Annotated in this window: 16 protein-coding genes, 17 tRNA genes, 2 rRNA genes and 1 pseudogene; 6 read left to right on the forward strand and 30 right to left on the reverse strand. The window is 40.5% G+C overall.

Features of this window, described 5'->3' with window-relative positions; genetic code table 11:
• Window positions 1-210: 210 nt before the first annotated feature.
• From trmL to queG, 3 genes are all read right to left on the reverse strand, one after another.
• On the reverse strand, window positions 211-684 hold the full coding sequence (gene trmL, locus ABVJ71_RS07325) for a tRNA (uridine(34)/cytosine(34)/5-carboxymethylaminomethyluridine(34)-2'-O)-methyltransferase TrmL (RefSeq protein WP_353856300.1): 474 nt from the start codon (window positions 682-684) through the stop codon (window positions 211-213).
• 43 nt (window positions 685-727) lie between these two features.
• Window positions 728-1,630, reverse strand: a complete 903-nt coding sequence (locus ABVJ71_RS07330; RefSeq protein WP_353856301.1) for an amidase domain-containing protein — start codon at window positions 1,628-1,630, stop codon at window positions 728-730.
• A 63-nt stretch (window positions 1,631-1,693) separates the two neighbouring features.
• Window positions 1,694-2,842 (reverse strand): tRNA epoxyqueuosine(34) reductase QueG, encoded by a 1,149-nt coding sequence (gene queG, locus ABVJ71_RS07335; protein ID WP_353856603.1) that lies wholly within the window; start codon window positions 2,840-2,842, stop codon window positions 1,694-1,696.
• Between the two features lie 83 nt (window positions 2,843-2,925).
• On the opposite strand from queG, the gene ABVJ71_RS07340 reads away from it, so the two are divergent.
• Window positions 2,926-3,522, forward strand: a complete 597-nt coding sequence (locus ABVJ71_RS07340) for a hypothetical protein (protein WP_353856302.1) — start codon at window positions 2,926-2,928, stop codon at window positions 3,520-3,522.
• 102 nt (window positions 3,523-3,624) lie between these two features.
• On the opposite strand, the gene ABVJ71_RS07345 is transcribed toward ABVJ71_RS07340, so the two are convergent.
• The 9 genes from ABVJ71_RS07345 to ABVJ71_RS07385 form a co-directional block, all read right to left on the reverse strand.
• Window positions 3,625-3,698, reverse strand: a tRNA-Gly gene (locus tag ABVJ71_RS07345).
• Between the two features lie 736 nt (window positions 3,699-4,434).
• Window positions 4,435-4,710: a hypothetical protein gene (locus ABVJ71_RS07350; protein WP_353856303.1), complete on the reverse strand. Its 276-nt coding sequence runs from the start codon at window positions 4,708-4,710 to the stop codon at window positions 4,435-4,437.
• A complete protein-coding gene (locus ABVJ71_RS07355) occupies window positions 4,707-5,612 on the reverse strand; it encodes a PqqD family protein (RefSeq protein ID WP_353856304.1) in 906 nt (301 codons plus the stop codon). The genes ABVJ71_RS07350 and ABVJ71_RS07355 overlap by 4 nt, the downstream gene beginning before the upstream one ends.
• Complete coding sequence (locus ABVJ71_RS07360; RefSeq protein ID WP_353856604.1) at window positions 5,596-7,062, reverse strand: hypothetical protein; 1,467 nt, start codon at window positions 7,060-7,062, stop codon at window positions 5,596-5,598. The genes ABVJ71_RS07355 and ABVJ71_RS07360 overlap by 17 nt, the downstream gene beginning before the upstream one ends.
• Window positions 7,040-7,786, reverse strand: a complete 747-nt coding sequence (locus ABVJ71_RS07365; RefSeq protein ID WP_353856605.1) for an ABC transporter ATP-binding protein — start codon at window positions 7,784-7,786, stop codon at window positions 7,040-7,042. Before ABVJ71_RS07365 ends, ABVJ71_RS07360 begins: the two co-directional genes overlap by 23 nt.
• Window positions 7,787-7,901: 115 nt before the next feature.
• Window positions 7,902-8,114 carry a hypothetical protein gene (locus ABVJ71_RS07370; protein ID WP_353856305.1) on the reverse strand — a complete coding sequence of 71 codons (213 nt, stop codon included), beginning with the start codon at window positions 8,112-8,114 and terminating at the stop codon, window positions 7,902-7,904.
• Window positions 8,115-8,885: 771 nt separating this feature from the next.
• Complete coding sequence (locus tag ABVJ71_RS07375) at window positions 8,886-9,041, reverse strand: FbpB family small basic protein (RefSeq protein ID WP_353856306.1); 156 nt, start codon at window positions 9,039-9,041, stop codon at window positions 8,886-8,888.
• Window positions 9,042-9,315: 274 nt separating this feature from the next.
• Entirely contained in the window at window positions 9,316-9,882 is a 567-nt protein-coding gene (lepB, locus tag ABVJ71_RS07380) for a signal peptidase I (RefSeq protein ID WP_353856307.1), read from the reverse strand.
• 155 nt (window positions 9,883-10,037) lie between these two features.
• Window positions 10,038-11,981, reverse strand: coding sequence for an LTA synthase family protein (locus tag ABVJ71_RS07385; RefSeq protein WP_353856308.1), 1,944 nt, complete (start codon window positions 11,979-11,981; stop codon window positions 10,038-10,040).
• Window positions 11,982-12,473: 492 nt separating this feature from the next.
• Here ABVJ71_RS07385 and ABVJ71_RS07390 point away from each other — a divergent pair, with 492 nt between their 5' ends.
• The 5 genes and pseudogenes from ABVJ71_RS07390 to ABVJ71_RS07410 all read left to right on the forward strand — a co-directional run bounded on the left by ABVJ71_RS07390 (window position 12,474) and on the right by ABVJ71_RS07410 (window position 14,608).
• A complete protein-coding gene (locus ABVJ71_RS07390) occupies window positions 12,474-12,806 on the forward strand; it encodes a hypothetical protein (RefSeq protein ID WP_353856309.1) in 333 nt (110 codons plus the stop codon).
• A gap of 247 nt (window positions 12,807-13,053) precedes the next feature.
• Window positions 13,054-13,116, forward strand: a pseudogene (locus tag ABVJ71_RS07395) (sporulation protein SpoOM); the annotation flags it as partial.
• Window positions 13,117-13,128: 12 nt separating this feature from the next.
• A complete protein-coding gene (locus ABVJ71_RS07400; RefSeq protein WP_353856310.1) occupies window positions 13,129-13,365 on the forward strand; it encodes a hypothetical protein in 237 nt (78 codons plus the stop codon).
• Between the two features lie 441 nt (window positions 13,366-13,806).
• Entirely contained in the window at window positions 13,807-14,004 is a 198-nt protein-coding gene (locus ABVJ71_RS07405; protein WP_353856311.1) for a hypothetical protein, read from the forward strand.
• Between the two features lie 55 nt (window positions 14,005-14,059).
• Window positions 14,060-14,608, forward strand: a complete 549-nt coding sequence (locus ABVJ71_RS07410; RefSeq protein ID WP_353856312.1) for a histidine phosphatase family protein — start codon at window positions 14,060-14,062, stop codon at window positions 14,606-14,608.
• Between the two features lie 545 nt (window positions 14,609-15,153).
• Here ABVJ71_RS07410 and ABVJ71_RS07415 read toward each other — a convergent pair.
• The 18 genes from ABVJ71_RS07415 to ABVJ71_RS07500 all read right to left on the reverse strand — a co-directional run bounded on the left by ABVJ71_RS07415 (window position 15,154) and on the right by ABVJ71_RS07500 (window position 19,799).
• Window positions 15,154-15,235 (reverse strand) — tRNA-Leu (locus ABVJ71_RS07415).
• Between the two features lie 37 nt (window positions 15,236-15,272).
• A tRNA-Leu gene (locus ABVJ71_RS07420) sits at window positions 15,273-15,361 on the reverse strand.
• Between the two features lie 14 nt (window positions 15,362-15,375).
• Window positions 15,376-15,446: transfer RNA gene (locus ABVJ71_RS07425), tRNA-Cys, on the reverse strand.
• A gap of 5 nt (window positions 15,447-15,451) precedes the next feature.
• Window positions 15,452-15,526 (reverse strand) — tRNA-Gly (locus tag ABVJ71_RS07430).
• 7 nt (window positions 15,527-15,533) lie between these two features.
• A tRNA-Gln gene (locus tag ABVJ71_RS07435) sits at window positions 15,534-15,605 on the reverse strand.
• Between the two features lie 9 nt (window positions 15,606-15,614).
• Window positions 15,615-15,690: transfer RNA gene (locus ABVJ71_RS07440), tRNA-His, on the reverse strand.
• A 24-nt stretch (window positions 15,691-15,714) separates the two neighbouring features.
• Window positions 15,715-15,788 (reverse strand) — tRNA-Trp (locus ABVJ71_RS07445).
• A gap of 12 nt (window positions 15,789-15,800) precedes the next feature.
• A tRNA-Tyr gene (locus ABVJ71_RS07450) sits at window positions 15,801-15,885 on the reverse strand.
• Between the two features lie 15 nt (window positions 15,886-15,900).
• Window positions 15,901-15,973: transfer RNA gene (locus ABVJ71_RS07455), tRNA-Thr, on the reverse strand.
• A 6-nt stretch (window positions 15,974-15,979) separates the two neighbouring features.
• Window positions 15,980-16,055, reverse strand: a tRNA-Phe gene (locus ABVJ71_RS07460).
• Window positions 16,056-16,071: 16 nt separating this feature from the next.
• Window positions 16,072-16,148: transfer RNA gene (locus ABVJ71_RS07465), tRNA-Asp, on the reverse strand.
• 20 nt (window positions 16,149-16,168) lie between these two features.
• Window positions 16,169-16,245, reverse strand: a tRNA-Met gene (locus tag ABVJ71_RS07470).
• A 14-nt stretch (window positions 16,246-16,259) separates the two neighbouring features.
• A tRNA-Val gene (locus ABVJ71_RS07475) sits at window positions 16,260-16,335 on the reverse strand.
• A gap of 32 nt (window positions 16,336-16,367) precedes the next feature.
• Window positions 16,368-16,442: transfer RNA gene (locus ABVJ71_RS07480), tRNA-Glu, on the reverse strand.
• Window positions 16,443-16,462: 20 nt separating this feature from the next.
• Window positions 16,463-16,553 (reverse strand) — tRNA-Ser (locus ABVJ71_RS07485).
• 4 nt (window positions 16,554-16,557) lie between these two features.
• Window positions 16,558-16,632 (reverse strand) — tRNA-Asn (locus ABVJ71_RS07490).
• Between the two features lie 9 nt (window positions 16,633-16,641).
• Window positions 16,642-16,757 (reverse strand): 5S ribosomal RNA (rrf, locus tag ABVJ71_RS07495).
• Between the two features lie 111 nt (window positions 16,758-16,868).
• Window positions 16,869-19,799 (reverse strand): 23S ribosomal RNA (locus tag ABVJ71_RS07500).
• Window positions 19,800-19,876: the final 77 nt, after the last annotated feature.

Below are 19,876 nucleotides of genomic sequence, written 5' to 3' on the forward strand. Positions count from 1 at the left end.
AACTTCACACCATATGAAACAGGCAGCATAGGAACAAAGGGATAAGGGGGAGCTTATATGAGAACGGTCATTATGATGGGCGTCATCATTACGTTTTTAGTATCCATTTTCACCGCTGGCTACGAAAGCAAGCCTGGTAAATGAAAAAAAGGATGTTCCATTAGCGGAACATCCTTTATTCATTTATTTCGTGTTTTCAAAATCAAGAACTTACATGAGATCACGATAATTTTGCTGCCGAAGAGCCTCATATACTAGAATAGCTGCTGTATTTGATAAATTAAGTGAACGAACATGTTCCGTCATTGGCAAACGAAGACAGCGGTCCATATTTCGTTCAATCAAATCTTTTGGCAATCCGCTCGTCTCTCTGCCAAATATGAAGAAATAATCTTCATCTAACTTAGAGTAATCAAACGTTGTATGCGGCTTTTGACCAAATTTCGTCAAATAGAAAAATTGTCCCTTTGGATGTGCTTCAAACAATTCATTTAATGAATCATGATACACAACGTTAGCATACTTCCAATAATCAAGTCCTGCACGTTTTAGCATTTTGTCATCTGTCGAAAAACCAAGCGGACGAATTAGATGAAGTGTTGTATTAGTTGCTGCACATGTGCGTGCAATATTTCCAGTATTAGCTGGAATCTCTGGTTGATATAAAACGACATGAAGTCCCAAAAAAGTTCACCTCTAATTTTCTTTTCCGCTCAACATTATACCATTAACTACTCTTTGAAGCATCGTCCAAAATGTGAAAAAAAGCATAACGAATAGATGGCGTGTAAGCTGTCGAATCCTCATAAGACCAATAGCGCATGCGGCTATCATACGTCTGTGCATTTACAAGCGGCATCCCGCTTTTATCATGGTCAACGACAATCGTAGTATGGTTATAACGCCCATCTCCTTCAAAATCGTAGCAGATGACATCTCCTATGCTAAGCTCTTTAGCCTCCTTTAGCATCTTCGCTCTTAATCCGGCTTTAGAAGTTGTTAAATAATTTTTCAAAGAATGAGCCACTGTCCAGCTATAGCTCCACGTATGAGGTCGCACCCACCAACCTGACCCCCGATTAGGATATCCTCTTGTTGGCGCATTCCCTGCTTTCAAACATTGAGAAATAAAATTTGTACAGTTATCTTCAAAATTTTTATATGCTGGATTCCTTTTATTCCAGTACGTCTCCGCATATTGGACAGCCGCACGTCGATCATAATGAAAGGCTCTTCCAAATTCCTCTTCATCCTGAAATCGAACTAGAGCAGTTTCTTCACTTTGTCTGTCTACCTCGATCATATGATCTTTGACAAGGATGTCGTTATATAGAAATGCTTCCCTTTTTTCAACCTGTTCTTCTAAATAAAACGAATCATCTACATCCTTACAGACATATGTGAGATGAGCAAGATATTGTACATGCAAAGTTCCATCATCCTGAATCGTTGAGTGCAAAAGCTTTGCTTTCGCTTTCGCTTTGACAATCTCAACACGTCTTCTAGCGAAAAGCTCCTTCTTTCGATCTACTGCTTCTGCATCAGAAATAAGTTGCGGCTGTCGCATCATATGGCCATTTATTAAATACTCCAGCCTGTCTTCTACCGTTTGTTGTATTAATCGTTTCACACAGACACCACCAAACTTTTATTAAAAATCCTCTGTTTGGTTCATTCTATGTTCCTATGGACGCTATTTAGTATTTAAAGGTGTCTGTAACAACTCAATCCCTTTGATGATCTCTTGTTTTACTTCTTCGTCACTTTCACGATCAAGAGCTTTCTCCAGTTCAGGAAGCTGGTTTTGGTCACCAATTTTGCCAATCGCCCAAGCAGCAGTTCCTCTTATAACTGGTCTTCGATCTTTGTGCATCAATTCAACTAAATCTGGTAAGGCGGACGTGTCTTTAAAATGAGCAAGCGCCAGAATCGCATTTCGCTGAATAGGTTTTTTCCCCCGCCATGATCCAGATATATAACCATATTTTTCTTTGAATTCACGATTGCTTATCGAAAGCAGCGGCTTTAAAAGCGGCTTTGCAATCTCAGGGTCCGGCTCCATTTCTGGATGAAGATGAAAGTCTTTTCCTTTATTGATTGGACAAACTGTCTGACACGTATCACACCCATACAAGCGATTTCCAATTTTTGAACGAAACTCGTCAGGTAAAAATCCTTTTGTTTGCGTTAAAAATGAAATACACCTTTGAGAATTGAGCTGTCCCGGATTCACAAGAGCCCCTGTTGGACATGAATCTACACATTTATTACACGTCCCGCACTGATCTTCAATTTTCTCATCTGGTTCAAATGGAACATTTGTAATCATTTCAGCCAAGTACACATAAGACCCAAACTCTGGCGTGATAATCATACAGTTCTTCGCACTAAAGCCAATGCCCGCTCGCTCTGCTACAGCGCGATCAGACAGCTCACCTGTATCGACCATTGATTTCGTTCGTATATCTTCGTGCTTGTTGCGCAAAAATTCCTCAAGCATATCGAGCTTCTTTTTCAGCACTACATGGTAATCTGTTCCCCATGATGCCCGGCAAAAGATGCCTCTTCTAGCATCTTTTGTACTTCGAGGCGCATTCTTCATCTTAGAAGGATAAGCGAGCGCTATCGCAACAATTGATTTGGCTTTTGGAAGGAGCAAAGAAGGGTTTGTTCTTTTTTCGATATCGGGTTCTTCAAAGCCCGACAAATACCCTAATGATTCATGTAAGATGAGTCGGTCCTTTAATGAATCAAATGTATCAGCACTTGCAAATCGAATTTTATCTACACCAATTTCTTTTGCATATTGAATTAACTCTTCTTTTAATTCTCCAACATGAATCACCTTGCAAACCTCCTTTCTTTGTTTCTTCTGTTGTTTTCAGTATAATACGAATGTATCATGACCGATTGGAGTGAGTCACTGTGAAGATATATATGGAAATATCTCATCAACAAAGCCCGTCTATCCATGTTGGGCAGATTGAATATTCAAATATTGAAATTGGTAAATCACCTCAAATGTTAAAAGGTCGATTACGGCTCTTTCAAGAATCTCTATTTTTCGAATATGAAGGAAAAGCACTAAAAGAAGTACCAGCCATTAAAGAATGGATTGACCTTATAAAAAATGTTCCCTTTCTTCCAATTCTGTCTGATATTCAAAAAGAGATATTTATTGACTCTATCAACTCCGTACAGGACTTGTCGACATTTTTCTCGTTAAAATATTTTTTACCAATTCTCACACTGGATGCTGACCGTCTAAAAGAGCCGCTTTTGCTCAAAAGAAGTGATTCTCGTCATGTTGAATGGATAGACGAAGCAGGACAGAAAGGCTTATTTTCTCAATCTGGAGCAGCACAAATATCCACAGAAACAAAGAATATCCTTCAAATCATCCTTTTTCCACCCTCTATTTCCTGGGAAAAGAGTGATGCACTTCTTCAATCTTTAACAAAGATGTTCACACAAATACATGGCGGTGAAAGCACATATCATATTTTTGAAAAAGCACTGTAAATCATCCATGGTGCTTTTTTGCATTATGTTAACATAATAAAAAACGCAACACTTCGTTTATCTATGAAACGAAATACTGCGTTATAAACAAAATTTATGTATTGGAGCGGGTGATGAGAATCGAACTCACGACATCAGCTTGGAAGGCTGAGGTTTTACCACTAAACTACACCCGCATCAATCTATATCAAACAACATCACCGCATTGACTTTTATTATGTTACAACTTTCTTAATTATTCGTCAAGAGAATATGAAAATTTTTCGTCAAAAAATTCATATCCTCCTTTTATATTACGATAGCTTATTAATCTACTTGAAGAGAAGCATGGCTAATGTCCTTTAATGCTTTGTTTGAAAATCCTGCACATTCACATGTATACCATCCTCATCTGTATCTGAAACAGACGTTAAGTTAAAAGGCAATTCAACAAAACTGCCCTTTGTCATTGAAAAGGGATCGTCGTCCAACCCTATACTTCTATGAATTTTAAGATCATCATGTTCACGTTCTAGTAAAATGAGGATGTTTGCCTTTTCATTGTTTTCATCTTGCCTTTAGACTAGCAGAAAATTCTGATGTCTCACGAGAAAGCAGTTTGCTGTGTTTATATTGCTCTATAATAACGAACATTTCTTTGTTCTCTTTCGTTAACCCTTTCACATCAACTCAATATATTCAGCTACTGCATTGAAAAGTTTCTTTTCTCTTGTTGTCACTTCCATATTTTTCTTTGAAGACGCATTCACTTTTGTGGTTTCTGACTCTTTTTTGGTTTCTGTCGGTGTTGTCTCGACCTTTTGATAGCAGAAAGACAGAAAGTCATATTGATCGCCTTTTTCTCTCTTTCAATATGTCTATCAATATCCTAATTTTCGAGCTATTATACAAAAAAGATGAAGGAATTTACCCTCATCTTTTTTTCTGACGGATGGTCGAAATGATTGTCACGGCTAAAAAAACAACAAGAAAGATAACAATCATTAAGATGAAGAAATTCGGTTTGATTTGAAACGTAAATGCAGATTTCCCCTCCATTTCAAAGGCAAGACTATTAAGTAAAAGTTCGTTATTCGTTTTTGATTGGAACAGATGGTAAAATAGTACACCAATTGTTAACATCGGAAATCCTAAGAAACCTAAAAAACCGCCAACAATGGCACCTTGTTTTATTGCCTGTAGGTTCATGATCTTTGTCCTCCCATTCCACCAAGTAATAGCTGCTTTAAAATCGATTTACCATCTCCCATAAACGGAAGAAGGTATAGTAGCTGAATAAAATACGTAATGGAAAAAATGAAAAACCCTGTCGAAATTGGATTTTCATCTAAAAATAAAACGGTCACAATGATTCCAACTGCACCAATCAAGCCAGGAACGAGCGGTCCAAGCAATGTAATCCATACCTGTTTTTTATGATATGGATTTAATACAGGCCTTACAAACTTGACTGACATCATATCGCTGGCAAAAAAACCTTGAGGACCATCACGTCCAGCGAACTTCCGATGCGCATACCCATGTGCGGCCTCATGCAAAGCAGTCCCAGTAATTAATCCAAGATAAATAATTGAAAAATAGATCGCAATGGCTACAATAGATGCATCCGGAACGAATAAAAAAGCGATTCCTGCCATCACCATAAACAGCAGCCAGAAAAAGATAATTTTACGTGTAACCATTCGCAATGCAGTCATCAATATTTGAAAGAATGAATGCCCCGTACAATCAAACCGCTCCTTCAACTTCACTTGATACTGCTTAAAAAATTGACAGCAGGCCGTGACAACTGGATAAGGTGAGCGATAATGGATGGAAAGCAAATGGTGCTGATTAAGCCCTATGATTAGCTGATAAAAATCACGAGCAATCACCGACTCATCTACTTGAAACAAATCGGCAAGCTCTGCCGTGATATTCGCTTCTGTCCTCTTTCCGTCAACCTTCTTTAACATATGATATGCACTCTCATTAATCGGGAGTGTGCTTCCATATTGCGTATCAGTCAAATGCTTCTTTTGTAATGTCACATAAGGCGCAAGAGCCGGAACTCGCTCAATCTTTAGCTTACTATTAAGAAGTTGAATCATGTGAATACCTCCATGAAAAACCTTTGTATATGGCAAAGATGAGCAGTATTTCAAATCCTGCAACAAGCAGCCACTGAAGCATTTGACTTGATTCTCCTATGACATAGTTACCGATAAAAACAATCGGAATCATGATCAAAATAAGCGCCCCAAATGAAAAAATACCAGTGTATGGATTATTTCGATCAAGCGGAAGTAAAATACCCACCACATAGAAGAGAGCCGTTGCATTGAAAAGGACAGCAATACCAATAACTACAGTCCAGATACTTTCCGGAAGCGTGATTGTCGTGAGCATAAACACGGCGATTTGCATGAACCCGACCATCAGAAGCCCTACAAATTTAAACAGGGACACTTCCCACGATCTTAAACCGAACGTTTTATACATTCCTAACATTCGTTTATCGTTACCAAATGAATTAAATGCCGTTAATCCAGCTAGCGCACATAAGACAAAAAAAGCTTCCCCTTCAAACCTGAAGACAAATTGATAGCGAACGAACAATATCACAATGAGGAGAATGAGAAAGTTCAAAATATTTTCTTCGTTTCGCACCTGTGATTTCATTTCCTTTACCACAAGCGACCAATTTTTCGATGTAGAAAACGGCAACTTGTTTAAAAAGGTTAACGCTTTTTTCTCTGCCATAATCGGCATAAGAGCGAGAGAAATAAAAGCGCCACCTGCTGATAATAAGATGAGCAAGATCAAGATGGCATAGTTCACCCCTTGGGGAGACATCCCTTGTGTTGCCAGAAAAAAAGGGGCTGTAAAATACATCAAATGATAATCAAACTGTACATATGATTGCTGAATTTTATTGATATCAAAATGAGTCATTGCATAAGCCACAACTAATGCTAATAAAACAAATATCGCTGCAAATTTTTGCAACGGCAGTTTTATTTTAAGAACAAGTACATAAATCATGTTGTAGATGAACTGCAAAAGCGCTAAAACAAACAGCGACTGCAGGAGCACCATGACAAAGAAAGCAAGGATAAAGGAAATCCCAATCCCTTGAGCAATAAAATTAGGTAAAAGCAAGATGCCGATAAAAAACAAAACCAATCCCGCCACCACTGTCATCATTGGGATGAAATAGCCAAGACTTTTCTGAAAAGTAGAAAGTGGGAACCAGCTTAGTTGCATGGAAAATCGGTCCTGTTCGGGTGTTCTGACCTTGATGAGAACAAATAACAGACTTGTAAATATGGATGCATTCATCGCCATAGAAACAACCAATAATCCTAGAGAACGTTCATCCCCATTTAAGAAAGCCTTCATAAATACCCCTGTAAAACTATATCCGATCATTGCACCCATTGTGACTGCAAACAAAAAGAATAAGACAACTATGATTCGCTTCGTTTGAGTATCAAAGAGCTTATACATTTCCTGCTGCCACATTTTAAGCATCATTTTAGAAATGATTAATGATTTCATCAAAATGTGCACCCCTATCACTTAACATTGAAGCTTTCAGAAACACCTGTTCCAGTGTGCTTGATTGATACTTATCCTTTAGGGCTGAAACCGTTCCTTCTTCCATTTTATTTCCTTTAGAAATAATGGCAATTTTGTGGCACAGCTCTTCCGCTGAAAGCATATCATGCGTTGAAAGCAAGATTGCACCATGGTGCTGGGCATAACGCTTCATTAGTTTCTTTGTGTTTATAACCGCTTCAATATCAAGTCCCCTAAAGGGCTCATCCATGATCACCATTTTACTATCAAGCATAAAGGCGGCAATCAATTGTGTCTTTTTTTTCATACCATGTGAATATGTTTCAATAGGTCGTGACAATGCCGAGTCCATATCAAACAATTCAATTAGTTGATTTCTTCTATGAAATGTTTTACATTCATACATAGAAGAAACAAAATCTAAATACTCATCACCAGTCAATGCTTCTGGGAGTAGCAGGTCATCTGGAACATAGGCTACTTGTTTTTTAAAAAATGGGTCATCATTTGTGACACCATGTATGGTAATTTTTCCTTCTGTATGCTTAATGATACCGAGTATACAGTTAATCATCGTTGTTTTGCCAGATCCATTGGGACCAGAAACAGCGACGATTTGGTTTGGTGCGATGTTTAAATCAAAATTTTTAACAGCAGTCACATTATTTTTATACGTCTTGGTTAAACTCTCAATCGTAAACATAGAACCTCCAAGTGTCTGCATATTCTTTAAAAACAGATCAGGCTAAACCGCCCGCCACAGACGGTTTAGCCACGATGTCAGATCTAAGAAGTAAAAAGATGAATCCTAAGTATAGCTACTTACATTCAATATTGACTTTTAAGCCACTTTCCCACTGAACGGCTCCTGTAAAGCTACCTTTGCCGTTTGCTAAACACCAAACTGCTGCTCCTAGAACGACTGTTGCTCCCAATCCTAAAAGGACTGCAACAAATACTAAGAACCAAGCTTGGTCTATAATAGCAGGTTCCATCGTGGAATAGTCAACTTGCGGCGCTGCATAAGTCATACTTTTCACCTCCCAGCTTATGATGATCGTATCACAGGGGCAACTCTACTAACATCAACAGAAGATCCCATTTTCGACCGAACATATATTTGGATAAAATGTGACTTTTTAATCAATTATTGTCTTTTCTCCTGCAGAAACCCTCTCTTTTTCACTAGATTTCAACACTCCATATGAACTAACGAAACCATAAAATGGCAAAATAGCCATCTTTTTTTGAAATAGTCCATTTTGATCATCTCTTCTATTTATTCTTTCATTTTTTAAGAGATAGAATAAATTCCTTCAATATATCAGATATAAAAGACCTATTTATATGTCGTTATAATGTGAATTATGAAATATTTACTGATGATTCTGACAAAAGAAGTGAGTATATTTTAATTCTTCTCATTTCACCTGAAATATGTATATACAAGAAAGTCTATTGGGAAAAAAGCCCTGATCACCTGCAAGAGACCACAACAATCTTCACTCTTTCCATTTGATGAAAACAGCAAAGCAGCCTGCTCAAAGTGACTGCTTTGCTATTTGACTTATGAGGAACTTACCGTTGACGTCATATGAGGAAAATCATAGTTACCAATAATTGCACCTGCCGCACATTGGTCATGCATCGCCACTTTTCTTAATTGAAAGGAGCGGGGAAAGGCCCTTATCCCAAATGAGAGATAAGAGCCTTCGAGTTGTCCAATCAACGAATTCTATTGATTTGTTAACACCATTCTTAAACATACTATTTCTATAAATAAACTTTATTTTATAAATTCGTTATTTTGTCCTTGTATGCTTTTCATCAATTCGATCGTAAATCGCCTCTATTCGCTCTCGGTTGGTATAAATTTCATATTTATTACGCTCAATTAATATATCCAATGTGAGATCCATGTGCTTTCTATACTTTTTTCGTTTTTTCTTTTTCTCCATTTTCATCATCCCTTCTTATTAAATAAAAAAGGCCCCTCACCCCGCTTGAGTGATAGAGCCTTCGGTTGACCGATCAGCAAGTCATATTCATTTTTAAGTATGCTCATGTTAATACATATCATTTCGACCTGTCAACGATTTTTATTGTTTTTTCAGATTTATCTAAAAAATGATTGACCAAGCAGAAAACAAGGTTTATAGTCTTATTAAATATTTCTTATCAAGCCAGTCTTATTAAATAGAAAAAAGCACATATTTTTGTGCTTTTTTTTTATCAATTATTTAAAAATCGAATATCTTGAAAAGGATAAAACACAAATGATGTCGTTCCTTGAATATCACTCTTCTTAAAAAGACCTAGACCATTACGGCTGTCCATTGAATTTTGACGATTGTCGCCCATGACAAAATATTTTCCTTTCGGGACAGTAAGAGGACCAAAATCAGGTGTCAGCAAAGTACCTTTTGCGGCTGCCTTCTTTTTGTTAGAAGCTAAATAAGGTTCAGCCACCTTTTGACCATTTACATATAATTGATCATGTTTCATTTCAATTTTATCACCTGGTAAACCAATTAATCGTTTCACGTAATGAGTGCTGTGGTCTTCCCCATCTAGTACAATAATCTGCCCTCGTTTATAATCGCCGAAATAATCGACTGTTTTATTCACAAAGACTCGTTCTGTATTATGCAGTGTCGGATACATAGAAGAGCCTTTTACTATATACGGTGCAAATAAAAAGTTACGAATGATAAAGACAGCAATGAATGCAATGAAGATGGCTTTAATCCAGCCCCATAATTCTGATTTCTTTTTTTGTGTTTTAGTGTTTGTTGTCATAAGCTCCTCCTAAATCCCCTAGGACAAAATGTGTGCTGCCAATTGATGATCAACGTTAAAGCTTGTTTCCTCCCTAAATATAAACATATTTTGTCAACAAATCAAGATGTAAGAGATAAAAAGACAAGCACTTTCTGTGCTTGCCCAATAGTCAGTTAATTGGCAGAAGAATCCGCTGTTTTTTCTTTGTTTGTATTACCATAGAAATAATCAGATGGATTAACTGGTTTAAAATCAGACAGTTTATGGAATCGAAGCAGATCCCTGTAAAGCACTTTATCTGATAAGCTTAACTGATTATCAACCCGGGCTTTAATGGCCTCTGTCTTTTTATTTTGTTTCACTACCTTGCCAGTTTTCGTGTCATAGACCGTATTATCAACAAGAGTGTATTTCGGTGTGACATAGTTTCCGTTACGGAACGCAACCGTATCATCATGCTGTTTAGAGAATAAATCTGTCCCAAAATTCACAAACTCATTTGAGTCAATGCCTTGCAAGTGAAGAAGCGTCGGCATCACGTCCACCTCACCACCAAAGGTATGATTCACGCCTCCCTTTTTGCCAGGAATACGAATCATCAGTGGTACACGCTGATTTTGTGCATTTTGATAAGGTGTAATTTCTTTGCCTTGAATCTCACTCATAGCACGGTTATGATTTTCAGAAATACCATTATGATCACCATATAACAAAATGACAGAGTCTTTATACAAACCTGATTTTTTCAAGTCCTTGAAAAATTGCTCTAACGACTCATCCAAATATCTTGCAGTTTGGAAGTAATTATCCACTGTTTTATCACCAGTTGTTGCTTTTGCAATTGTGGCATCTTTTTCGTCTAAATTAAATGGATAGTGATTTGTAAGTGTCATTAAATGTGCATAAAATGGTTTTTTCATTGATTTTAACAACGGGATTGATTCTTTAAAGAACGGCTTATCCTTTAGCCCCATATTCACAAGGTTTTCTTCATCCATGTTGTAATAAGAGGCATCGAAGAATTGATCAATTCCCATATGCTTGTAAATCGTATCACGATTCCAGAAAGATTTATAATCCCCGTGGAGCACTGCACTTGTGTAGCCTGCTTTTTGATCCAAGATGGCAGGAAGTGATTGATACGTATTTTCACCTTTTGTCACAAATGCCGCACCTTCTGGCAAACCAAACATACTATTATCCATCATCAGCTCAGCATCTGATGTTTTCCCTTGACCTGTCTGATGAAAGAAGTTATCAAAATACGTAAAATCATCTTTTCCATGAGCCAGCTTATTTAGAAATGGTGTTACTTCTTCTCCATTTAATTTGTAGTCAATTAAGAACGACTGGAAGCTTTCTAAATGGATTTTAATGATATTTTTTCCTTTTGCCTTGCCAAAATACTCTGCATTTGGTTTAGCATAATGAGACGTCGTATAGTTCACAACATCTGTCAAATCATCACTACTCGCATTTGCGACCTGCGTCGCATTTTGCGCAGTTTGCACACCGTCATAAATCGCATAATTGTAAATACCTAAATACTTTACAATATACTTATGATCAAATGTTCTTGTTAATAATTCTGGACGATCCTTCTCAGCTAAGTGAAGATTTACAAAGAATAGCCCAACACCTGCTGCAACAACGAGCAATGCAAACGTCTTTTTCATTTGGAAATTCTTAATTTCCGGTCTCCGGATAACAATGGCAATTAAGATCAAGATATCAAGGAAGTACAAAATGTCATGCGGCTTAATACTCGCTAACACACCGCCAGTCATACCTCCCCCAAGATTTCCTGCTTGCTTCATTGTCGGGAAAGTCAAAAAGTCATCAAAGAAACGATAATACGCTACATTTGCATATAAAAGTGCGGACATAATAAAATCAATAACAATCAAAACAATAGCAGATTTACGCCCCTTGAAAAAGAGAGCCAGTCCCAAAAACACAATGGCTGAACTTAATGGATTTAATAAGAGAAGCCACTCTTGAAAAGAACCTTTTACCCCTAAATTGAAGTTCAGTTTATAAGCTGCGTACGATTTTGCCCAAAACAAAAGGACAGCCAAGACAAAAAAGCTATATTTGTTCGCAAATATTTTTTTCATAAAACCTCTTCTTTCTGATTATCAATCTGATATAAATGAAATCATAAAAAATTTACATTCATTTTGCAAATGTAAATCTTCTTCACCAAGCTTTCCACTACCCTTATTTAGCCGGACAAGTGTGCTCCTTTAATATAACGGATTACACGCAGAATAAGTTTCAAAAAAAATGGAGTAAATAAATTGATAAAAAATATCCGTTTACATTAAACTTACGCAAACTTCATATTTGATTGAGTGATGATCGTTTTGTAAATCACTCAGTATTACTTTACTTTTTTCATCTAACTGTGTCAAAGTAATTATAAAGAAAAGGAAGAATCACCTAGGTTTTCGACTTATTTATCTACATTTATACAAAATTCGATTCAAATTTTTTTAAATCCTTCACTCCTTTATTGTGACTCAATATCCCCTGAGTCATGTATCCCCACTCTTTTTCAAACAAACCTTAAAAACAATTTCAAACAAAAAGCTTGATGTTCAAAATAAATGAAACCTTTTATCTTATTAAGCGTTACTAATAATATGAAAAAAATGAAAGGAGTAGATAAAATGGGATTGATTTTAGACTTGTTAACTTTTGCTGTGTACCTCCCTTTTTTACAAGTAGATGAAGAAGATATATCAAGAAATGCAAAACATCTCAAAAAATATGTCTGGTTTCAAGACTTATTGAGTCATAAAGAGTATAGGAATCTGATCATTCCCCATAAAGATGTTCGCCAAGTGATCGGCCGATTTAAAACCGATAAGCTTGATAAAAAACACTACAACACAAAATGTGAACGTGAGTTAAATAAAGCACTGCTCCGTGCCAAGTAATGAATATAAAAAGAGAATTGAAGACCATACAAAATTGGTTAAATAAAATGAACAACTCTTTCTCTGTAGTTGTATTTGACGATAAAAGGGGGCAACCTATCGTGTTTTTGAAGCGAATGGCTGCAAAAATTGGAATTGGCGCTGCAAAAAGTGACTGTACATCCTTGAAAGCCATTGATATTCTTGATTTTGACTTGTAGAAGTCGATTGTAAGGACGCCAGAAACTTCAAGCGCCGTCTTCCTTTTATACAAGAATTCGAATTTGTTCCAGTCACTGGTCCATTTTATGGATTACTTGATGAACTTGAAGTCATATTTTTTATGAATGAAAAAGGCGTAGAAATGCGTGTGGAAATTGATCGCAAAGCAAGAGGAATGATGGGGTGGCTTGACGAAATGATTACCGAAGGAGAAAGAAATGCTGCCATTCGTTTTGAAGGAGATCAACTGATTGGAGATATTGACTGGATAGCCGATGAACTCGAAATATTCATCTCACAATATGGAGATTTAGAATATAAAAAGAGCCTAGCTATATCAAGTGCATCCCAAATTTAGACACAGCCCTAAAATTTGCAGGTGCTTTTCTTTTGGCTAAAATTACAAGTGAGGACACAATCAATGCGGTAAAACGCTACTTAAATGAATGTGGAGTTGCTTAAGGCAAAACAACAAGGCATGAGTCTGAATCAATACCGAACTCATGCTTCAAACGCTCTGTAATAAGAACCCTTGTCTCATCACTTTGTTTTAGTTAAACTGACGAACCTGCTTCTCTTCTTTCATGATACTACTGCCACTAAATCAAACAAACTCCCCAACCAAATCATATAAATCATGAAATTAAATTCTCTCGGTGATCTTGATGATCGTATTGAACCAGAGTTCAAAGCGACAAACGATGCGGGTATTAAATGTTTCAAGAAAAAATTGACGCTTTGACAACTTACTCGTATATTATGTATAAATCCATCTCTTTCTTATAAAAGGAGGCCTCTCATGTGTTTGTTTAAAAGCTGGAGAAAGAAACAGAACAAACAGCCGACCCCTGCCGAACAACAAGAATCTAGCATCCCTGTTAACTTTTCCACACTTCACTTTGGCACTGACACCGTAGATGATTTTTTATTCAATTTAGACCTTACATCCAAGCTCACAGATCCCTATAAAGAAACAGATGTGAATAAACTGAACTAGAACTTTATCAATCCATGACTTTTTATACTCAATGAATGGAAGAAAGGCGGATTAAATGAAAACATATTATTTCATCAGACATTGTCAAGCAAGTGGACAATCCGAAGAAGCGACTTTAACGCAGCAAGGAATCGTTCAATCACAAGCACTTGCTCAGCTCTTTTCCGACATCCATCTCAATCAGATCATTTCAAGTCCTTACAAAAGAGCAGTACAATCCATTGAGCCACTTGCTCATGAAAAACAACTCAAGATTCACATCGATAACCGTCTCTCTGAACGCGTGTTAAGTAGCAAAATACTTGATGATTGGTATGAAAAACTAAAACTTAGTTTTACCGATATGAATATCGTCTTTGAAGGCGGTGAATCAAGCCAAGATGCCATGTATCGCATTGTAGAGGTACTTCATGAACAAATAGACTCAGAAGAAGATCACACCCTCTTTGTCACACACGGCAATATCATGAGCTTGCTTCTCAAACACTTTGATTCAACAATAGGCTTTAAAGAATGGAAAAACCTAAGCAATCCAGATGTGTATATTTTGAAATACCACAGCGCTGACCATGTGAAAATAGAGCGTATGTGGAATGCCACATAGAAAACAACAGAGTCGATTCTGCCGTTTTCTCATCACATTGCACTTACTGACGTAAAAGTCTCGGCCTATTCATACGCTTCCTCACGTTCCACTCACCATTTCATAAATCTGTTTGTCTCGGTTTACTGAAATTCGTCTACACCCAGCAATCGATTAGCTAGTTGAATAGAAAATCGACACAATTTGCGATGAACTTCTTTTCGTTAGCTGTCGCGATTTAAACGCACAACCCTCCAAAAAATCTAAGATCGCACCATGGATTGTGTTTAATTCATCTTTCACGTTGAAAGAAATTGAAAAAGCCCTAATATCATTTAAACGAATGGGAATCATGATATCTGCGATTCCTTACTGTAATAATGAATTGTTGGTGATCTTAGAGTTCTAAAGCCGTCTTAAAATCAACACTCCTTTTCAACTTCCTAATACCTTTCGACAAGCTTCGTACAATTATTAGGACACGATAATTTGTTCGAAAAAATAAAAAAACGCCCTAACAAATATGTTAGAAACGTTGTCATAAGGGATTTCTAATCCCCCTTTGATACCGGTGGCCGGGGTCGAACCGGCACTCCGTAAGGAACACGATTTTGAGTCGTGCGCGTCTGCCAATTCCGCCACACCGGCATGATGATTATAGAGCACAACTTATATAAAAAATAATTGGTGCCGAGGGCCGGACTTGAACCGGCACGGTAGTCACCTACCGCAGGATTTTAAGTCCTGTGTGTCTGCCAATTCCACCACCCCGGCAGTCTTTTCAAAAAAGGCGACACCCGGATTTGAACCGGGGATAAAGGTTTTGCAGACCTCTGCCTTACCACTTGGCTATGCCGCCATCATTGGAGCGGAAGACGGGATTCGAACCCGCGACCCCCACCTTGGCAAGGTGGTGTTCTACCACTGAACTACTTCCGCATATAAACTGGGCTAGCTGGATTCGAACCAACGCATGACGGAGTCAAAGTCCGTTGCCTTACCGCTTGGCTATAGCCCAATGATAAAATGGGGCGATTGATGGGAATCGAACCCACGAATGCCAGAGCCACAATCTGGTGCGTTAACCACTTCGCCACAACCGCCATAGATGTTATGAATCATTTAATTGGCAGGGGCAGTAGGAATCGAACCCACACCGGAGGTTTTGGAGACCTCTGTTCTACCTTTAAACTATGCCCCTATGAAAATAAAATGGTGGAGGGGGACGGAATCGAACCGCCGAACCCGGAGGGAGCGGATTTACAGTCCGCCGCGTTTAGCCACTTCGCTACCCCTCCACATTTGAAAAACAGTGCCGGCAAGAGGACTTGAACCCCCAACCTACTGATTACAAGTCAGTTGCTCTACCAATTGAGCTACACCGGCAAATAGTGGTGGCTCGGGACGGAATCGAACCGCCGACACACGGATTTTCAGTCCGTTGCTCTACCAACTGAGCTACCGAGCCAATATCATCTTAAAAATGGCGGTCCGGACGGGACTCGAACCCGCGACCTCCTGCGTGACAGGCAGGCATTCTAACCAACTGAACTACCGGACCATTTTAACATCATCATTATTTGGTTGCGGGGGCAGGATTTGAACCTGCGACCTTCGGGTTATGAGCCCGACGAGCTACCGAACTGCTCCACCCCGCGACGATATAAAAATATGGTGGAGGATGACGGGCTCGAACCGCCGACCCTCTGCTTGTAAGGCAGATGCTCTCCCAGCTGAGCTAATCCTCCAAATAAAATGCTGGTTTATACTTTATGATAATTGGTGACCCGTACGGGATTCGAACCCGTGTTACCGCCGTGAAAGGGCGGTGTCTTAACCGCTTGACCAACGGGCCCTTTATGTATATGTATCTTGTGGCGGAGAGCAAGGGATTCGAACCCTTGAGACGGGGTTACCGCCTACACGATTTCCAATCGTGCTCCTTCGGCCACTCGGACAGCTCTCCAAATTGGCTCCGCAGGTAGGATTCGAACCTACGACCGATCGGTTAACAGCCGATAGCTCTACCACTGAGCTACTGCGGAATGAAGAAAGTCTGGCGATGTCCTACTCTCACAGGGGGAGACCCCCAACTACCATCGGCGCTGAAGAGCTTAACTTCCGTGTTCGGTATGGGAACGGGTGTGACCTCTTCGCCATCATCACCAGACAATTTAGTGACAAAAGATATTATACTATGTATTCAAAATAAATCAAGAGATATCTTTAAAAAATATTCTCTCAAAACTAGATAACAATGTTCATGCTTCACATTAGAATATAGGTTAAGTCCTCGATCGATTAGTATCTGTCAGCTCCACGTGTCACCACGCTTCCACCTCAGACCTATCAACCTGATCATCTTTCAGGGATCTTACTTCCTTGCGGAATGGGAAATCTCATCTTGAGGGGGGCTTCATGCTTAGATGCTTTCAGCACTTATCCCGTCCGCACATAGCTACCCAGCGATGCCCTTGGCAGAACAACTGGTACACCAGCGGTGCGTCCATCCCGGTCCTCTCGTACTAAGGACAGCTCCTCTCAAATTTCCTGCGCCCGCGACGGATAGGGACCGAACTGTCTCACGACGTTCTGAACCCAGCTCGCGTACCGCTTTAATGGGCGAACAGCCCAACCCTTGGGACCGACTACAGCCCCAGGATGCGATGAGCCGACATCGAGGTGCCAAACCTCCCCGTCGATGTGGACTCTTGGGGGAGATAAGCCTGTTATCCCCGGGGTAGCTTTTATCCGTTGAGCGATGGCCCTTCCATGCGGAACCACCGGATCACTAAGCCCGACTTTCGTCCCTGCTCGACTTGTAGGTCTCGCAGTCAAGCTCCCTTGTGCCTTTACACTCTGCGAATGATTTCCAACCATTCTGAGGGAACCTTTGGGCGCCTCCGTTACATTTTAGGAGGCGACCGCCCCAGTCAAACTGCCCGCCTGACACTGTCTCCCTGCCCGTTAAGGGCAGCGGGTTAGAAGGTCAATACAGCCAGGGTAGTATCCCACCGATGCCTCCACCGAAGCTGGCGCTCCGGTTTCCAAGGCTCCTACCTATCCTGTACAAGCTGTACCAACATTCAATATCAGGCTGCAGTAAAGCTCCACGGGGTCTTTCCGTCCTGTCGCGGGTAACCTGCATCTTCACAGGTACTATAATTTCACCGAGTCTCTCGTTGAGACAGTGCCCAGATCGTTGCGCCTTTCGTGCGGGTCGGAACTTACCCGACAAGGAATTTCGCTACCTTAGGACCGTTATAGTTACGGCCGCCGTTTACTGGGGCTTCAATTCGCACCTTCGCTTACGCTAAGCGCTCCTCTTAACCTTCCAGCACCGGGCAGGCGTCAGCCCCTATACTTCGCCTTACGGCTTCGCAGAGACCTGTGTTTTTGCTAAACAGTCGCCTGGGCCTATTCACTGCGGCTTCTCGGGGCTTTAACACCCTAAGAAGCACCCCTTCTCCCGAAGTTACGGGGTCATTTTGCCGAGTTCCTTAACGAGAGTTCTCTCGATCACCTTAGGATTCTCTCCTCGCCTACCTGTGTCGGTTTGCGGTACGGGCACCTCTCACCTCGCTAGAGGCTTTTCTTGGCAGTGTGGAATCAGGAACTTCGCTACTAAATTTCGCTCGCCATCACAGCTCAGCCTTTTCGGGAAACGGATTTGCCTATTTCCCAGCCTAACTGCTTGGACGCGGATATCCATTACCGCGCTTACCCTATCCTCCTGCGTCCCCCCATTGCTCAAATGGTGAGGAGGTGGTACAGGAATATCAACCTGTTGTCCATCGCCTACGCCTTTCGGCCTCGGCTTAGGTCCCGACTGACCCTGAGCGGACGAGCCTTCCTCAGGAAACCTTAGGCATTCGGTGGACGGGATTCTCACCCGTCTTTCGCTACTCATACCGGCATTCTCACTTCTAAGCGCTCCACCAGTCCTTCCGGTCTGGCTTCTCTGCCCTTAGAACGCTCTCCTACCACTGTTCGTTAGAACAGTCCGCAGCTTCGGTGATACGTTTAGCCCCGGTACATTTTCGGCGCAGAGTCACTCGACCAGTGAGCTATTACGCACTCTTTAAATGGTGGCTGCTTCTAAGCCAACATCCTGGTTGTCTAAGCAACTCCACATCCTTTTCCACTTAACGTATACTTTGGGACCTTAGCTGGCGGTCTGGGCTGTTTCCCTTTCGACTACGGATCTTATCACTCGCAGTCTGACTCCCAAGGATAAGTCATCGGCATTCGGAGTTTGACTGAATTCGGTAACCCGGTAGGGGCCCCTAGTCCAATCAGTGCTCTACCTCCGAGACTCTTACCTTGAGGCTAGCCCTAAAGCTATTTCGGAGAGAACCAGCTATCTCCAGGTTCGATTGGCATTTCACCCCTACCCACACCTCATCCCCGCACTTTTCAACGTGCGTGGGTTCGGGCCTCCATTCAGTGTTACCTGAACTTCACCCTGGACATGGGTAGATCACCTGGTTTCGGGTCTACGACCACGTACTCTTGCGCCCTATTCAGACTCGCTTTCGCTGCGGCTCCGCATCTTCTGCTTAACCTTGCACGGGATCGTAACTCGCCGGTTCATTCTACAAAAGGCACGCCATCACCCGTTAACGGGCTCTGACTACTTGTAGGCACACGGTTTCAGGATCTATTTCACTCCCCTTCCGGGGTGCTTTTCACCTTTCCCTCACGGTACTGGTTCACTATCGGTCACTAGGGAGTATTTAGCCTTGGGAGATGGTCCTCCCGGATTCCGACGGAATTTCACGTGTTCCGCCGTACTCAGGATCCACTCTGGAGAGAATGACATTTCAGTTACAGGGCTGTTACCTTCTTTGGCGGGCCTTTCCAGACCTCTTCGCTTATATCATTCCTTTGTAACTCCGTATAGAGTGTCCTACAACCCCAAGAGGCAAGCCTCTTGGTTTGGGCTGTTCCCGTTTCGCTCGCCGCTACTTAGGGAATCGCATTTGCTTTCTCTTCCTCCGGGTACTTAGATGTTTCAGTTCCCCGGGTATGCCTTCTCATACTCTATGTATTCAAGTATGGATACTACTCCATTACGAGCAGTGGGTTTCCCCATTCGGAAATCTCCGGATCAATGCTTGCTTACAGCTCCCCGAAGCATATCGGTGTTCGTCCCGTCCTTCATCGGCTCCTAGTGCCAAGGCATCCACCGTGCGCCCTTTCTAACTTAACCATTTTTTACTTTAGAAAGAATCACTTTGTGATACACTTTGCATTCAATGTGAATGTATTACTTATTGTTATCTAGTT

This window comes from Bacillus sp. Bos-x628 (assembly GCF_040500475.1).
GTDB lineage: Bacteria > Bacillota > Bacilli > Bacillales > Bacillaceae > Bacillus > Bacillus maqinnsis.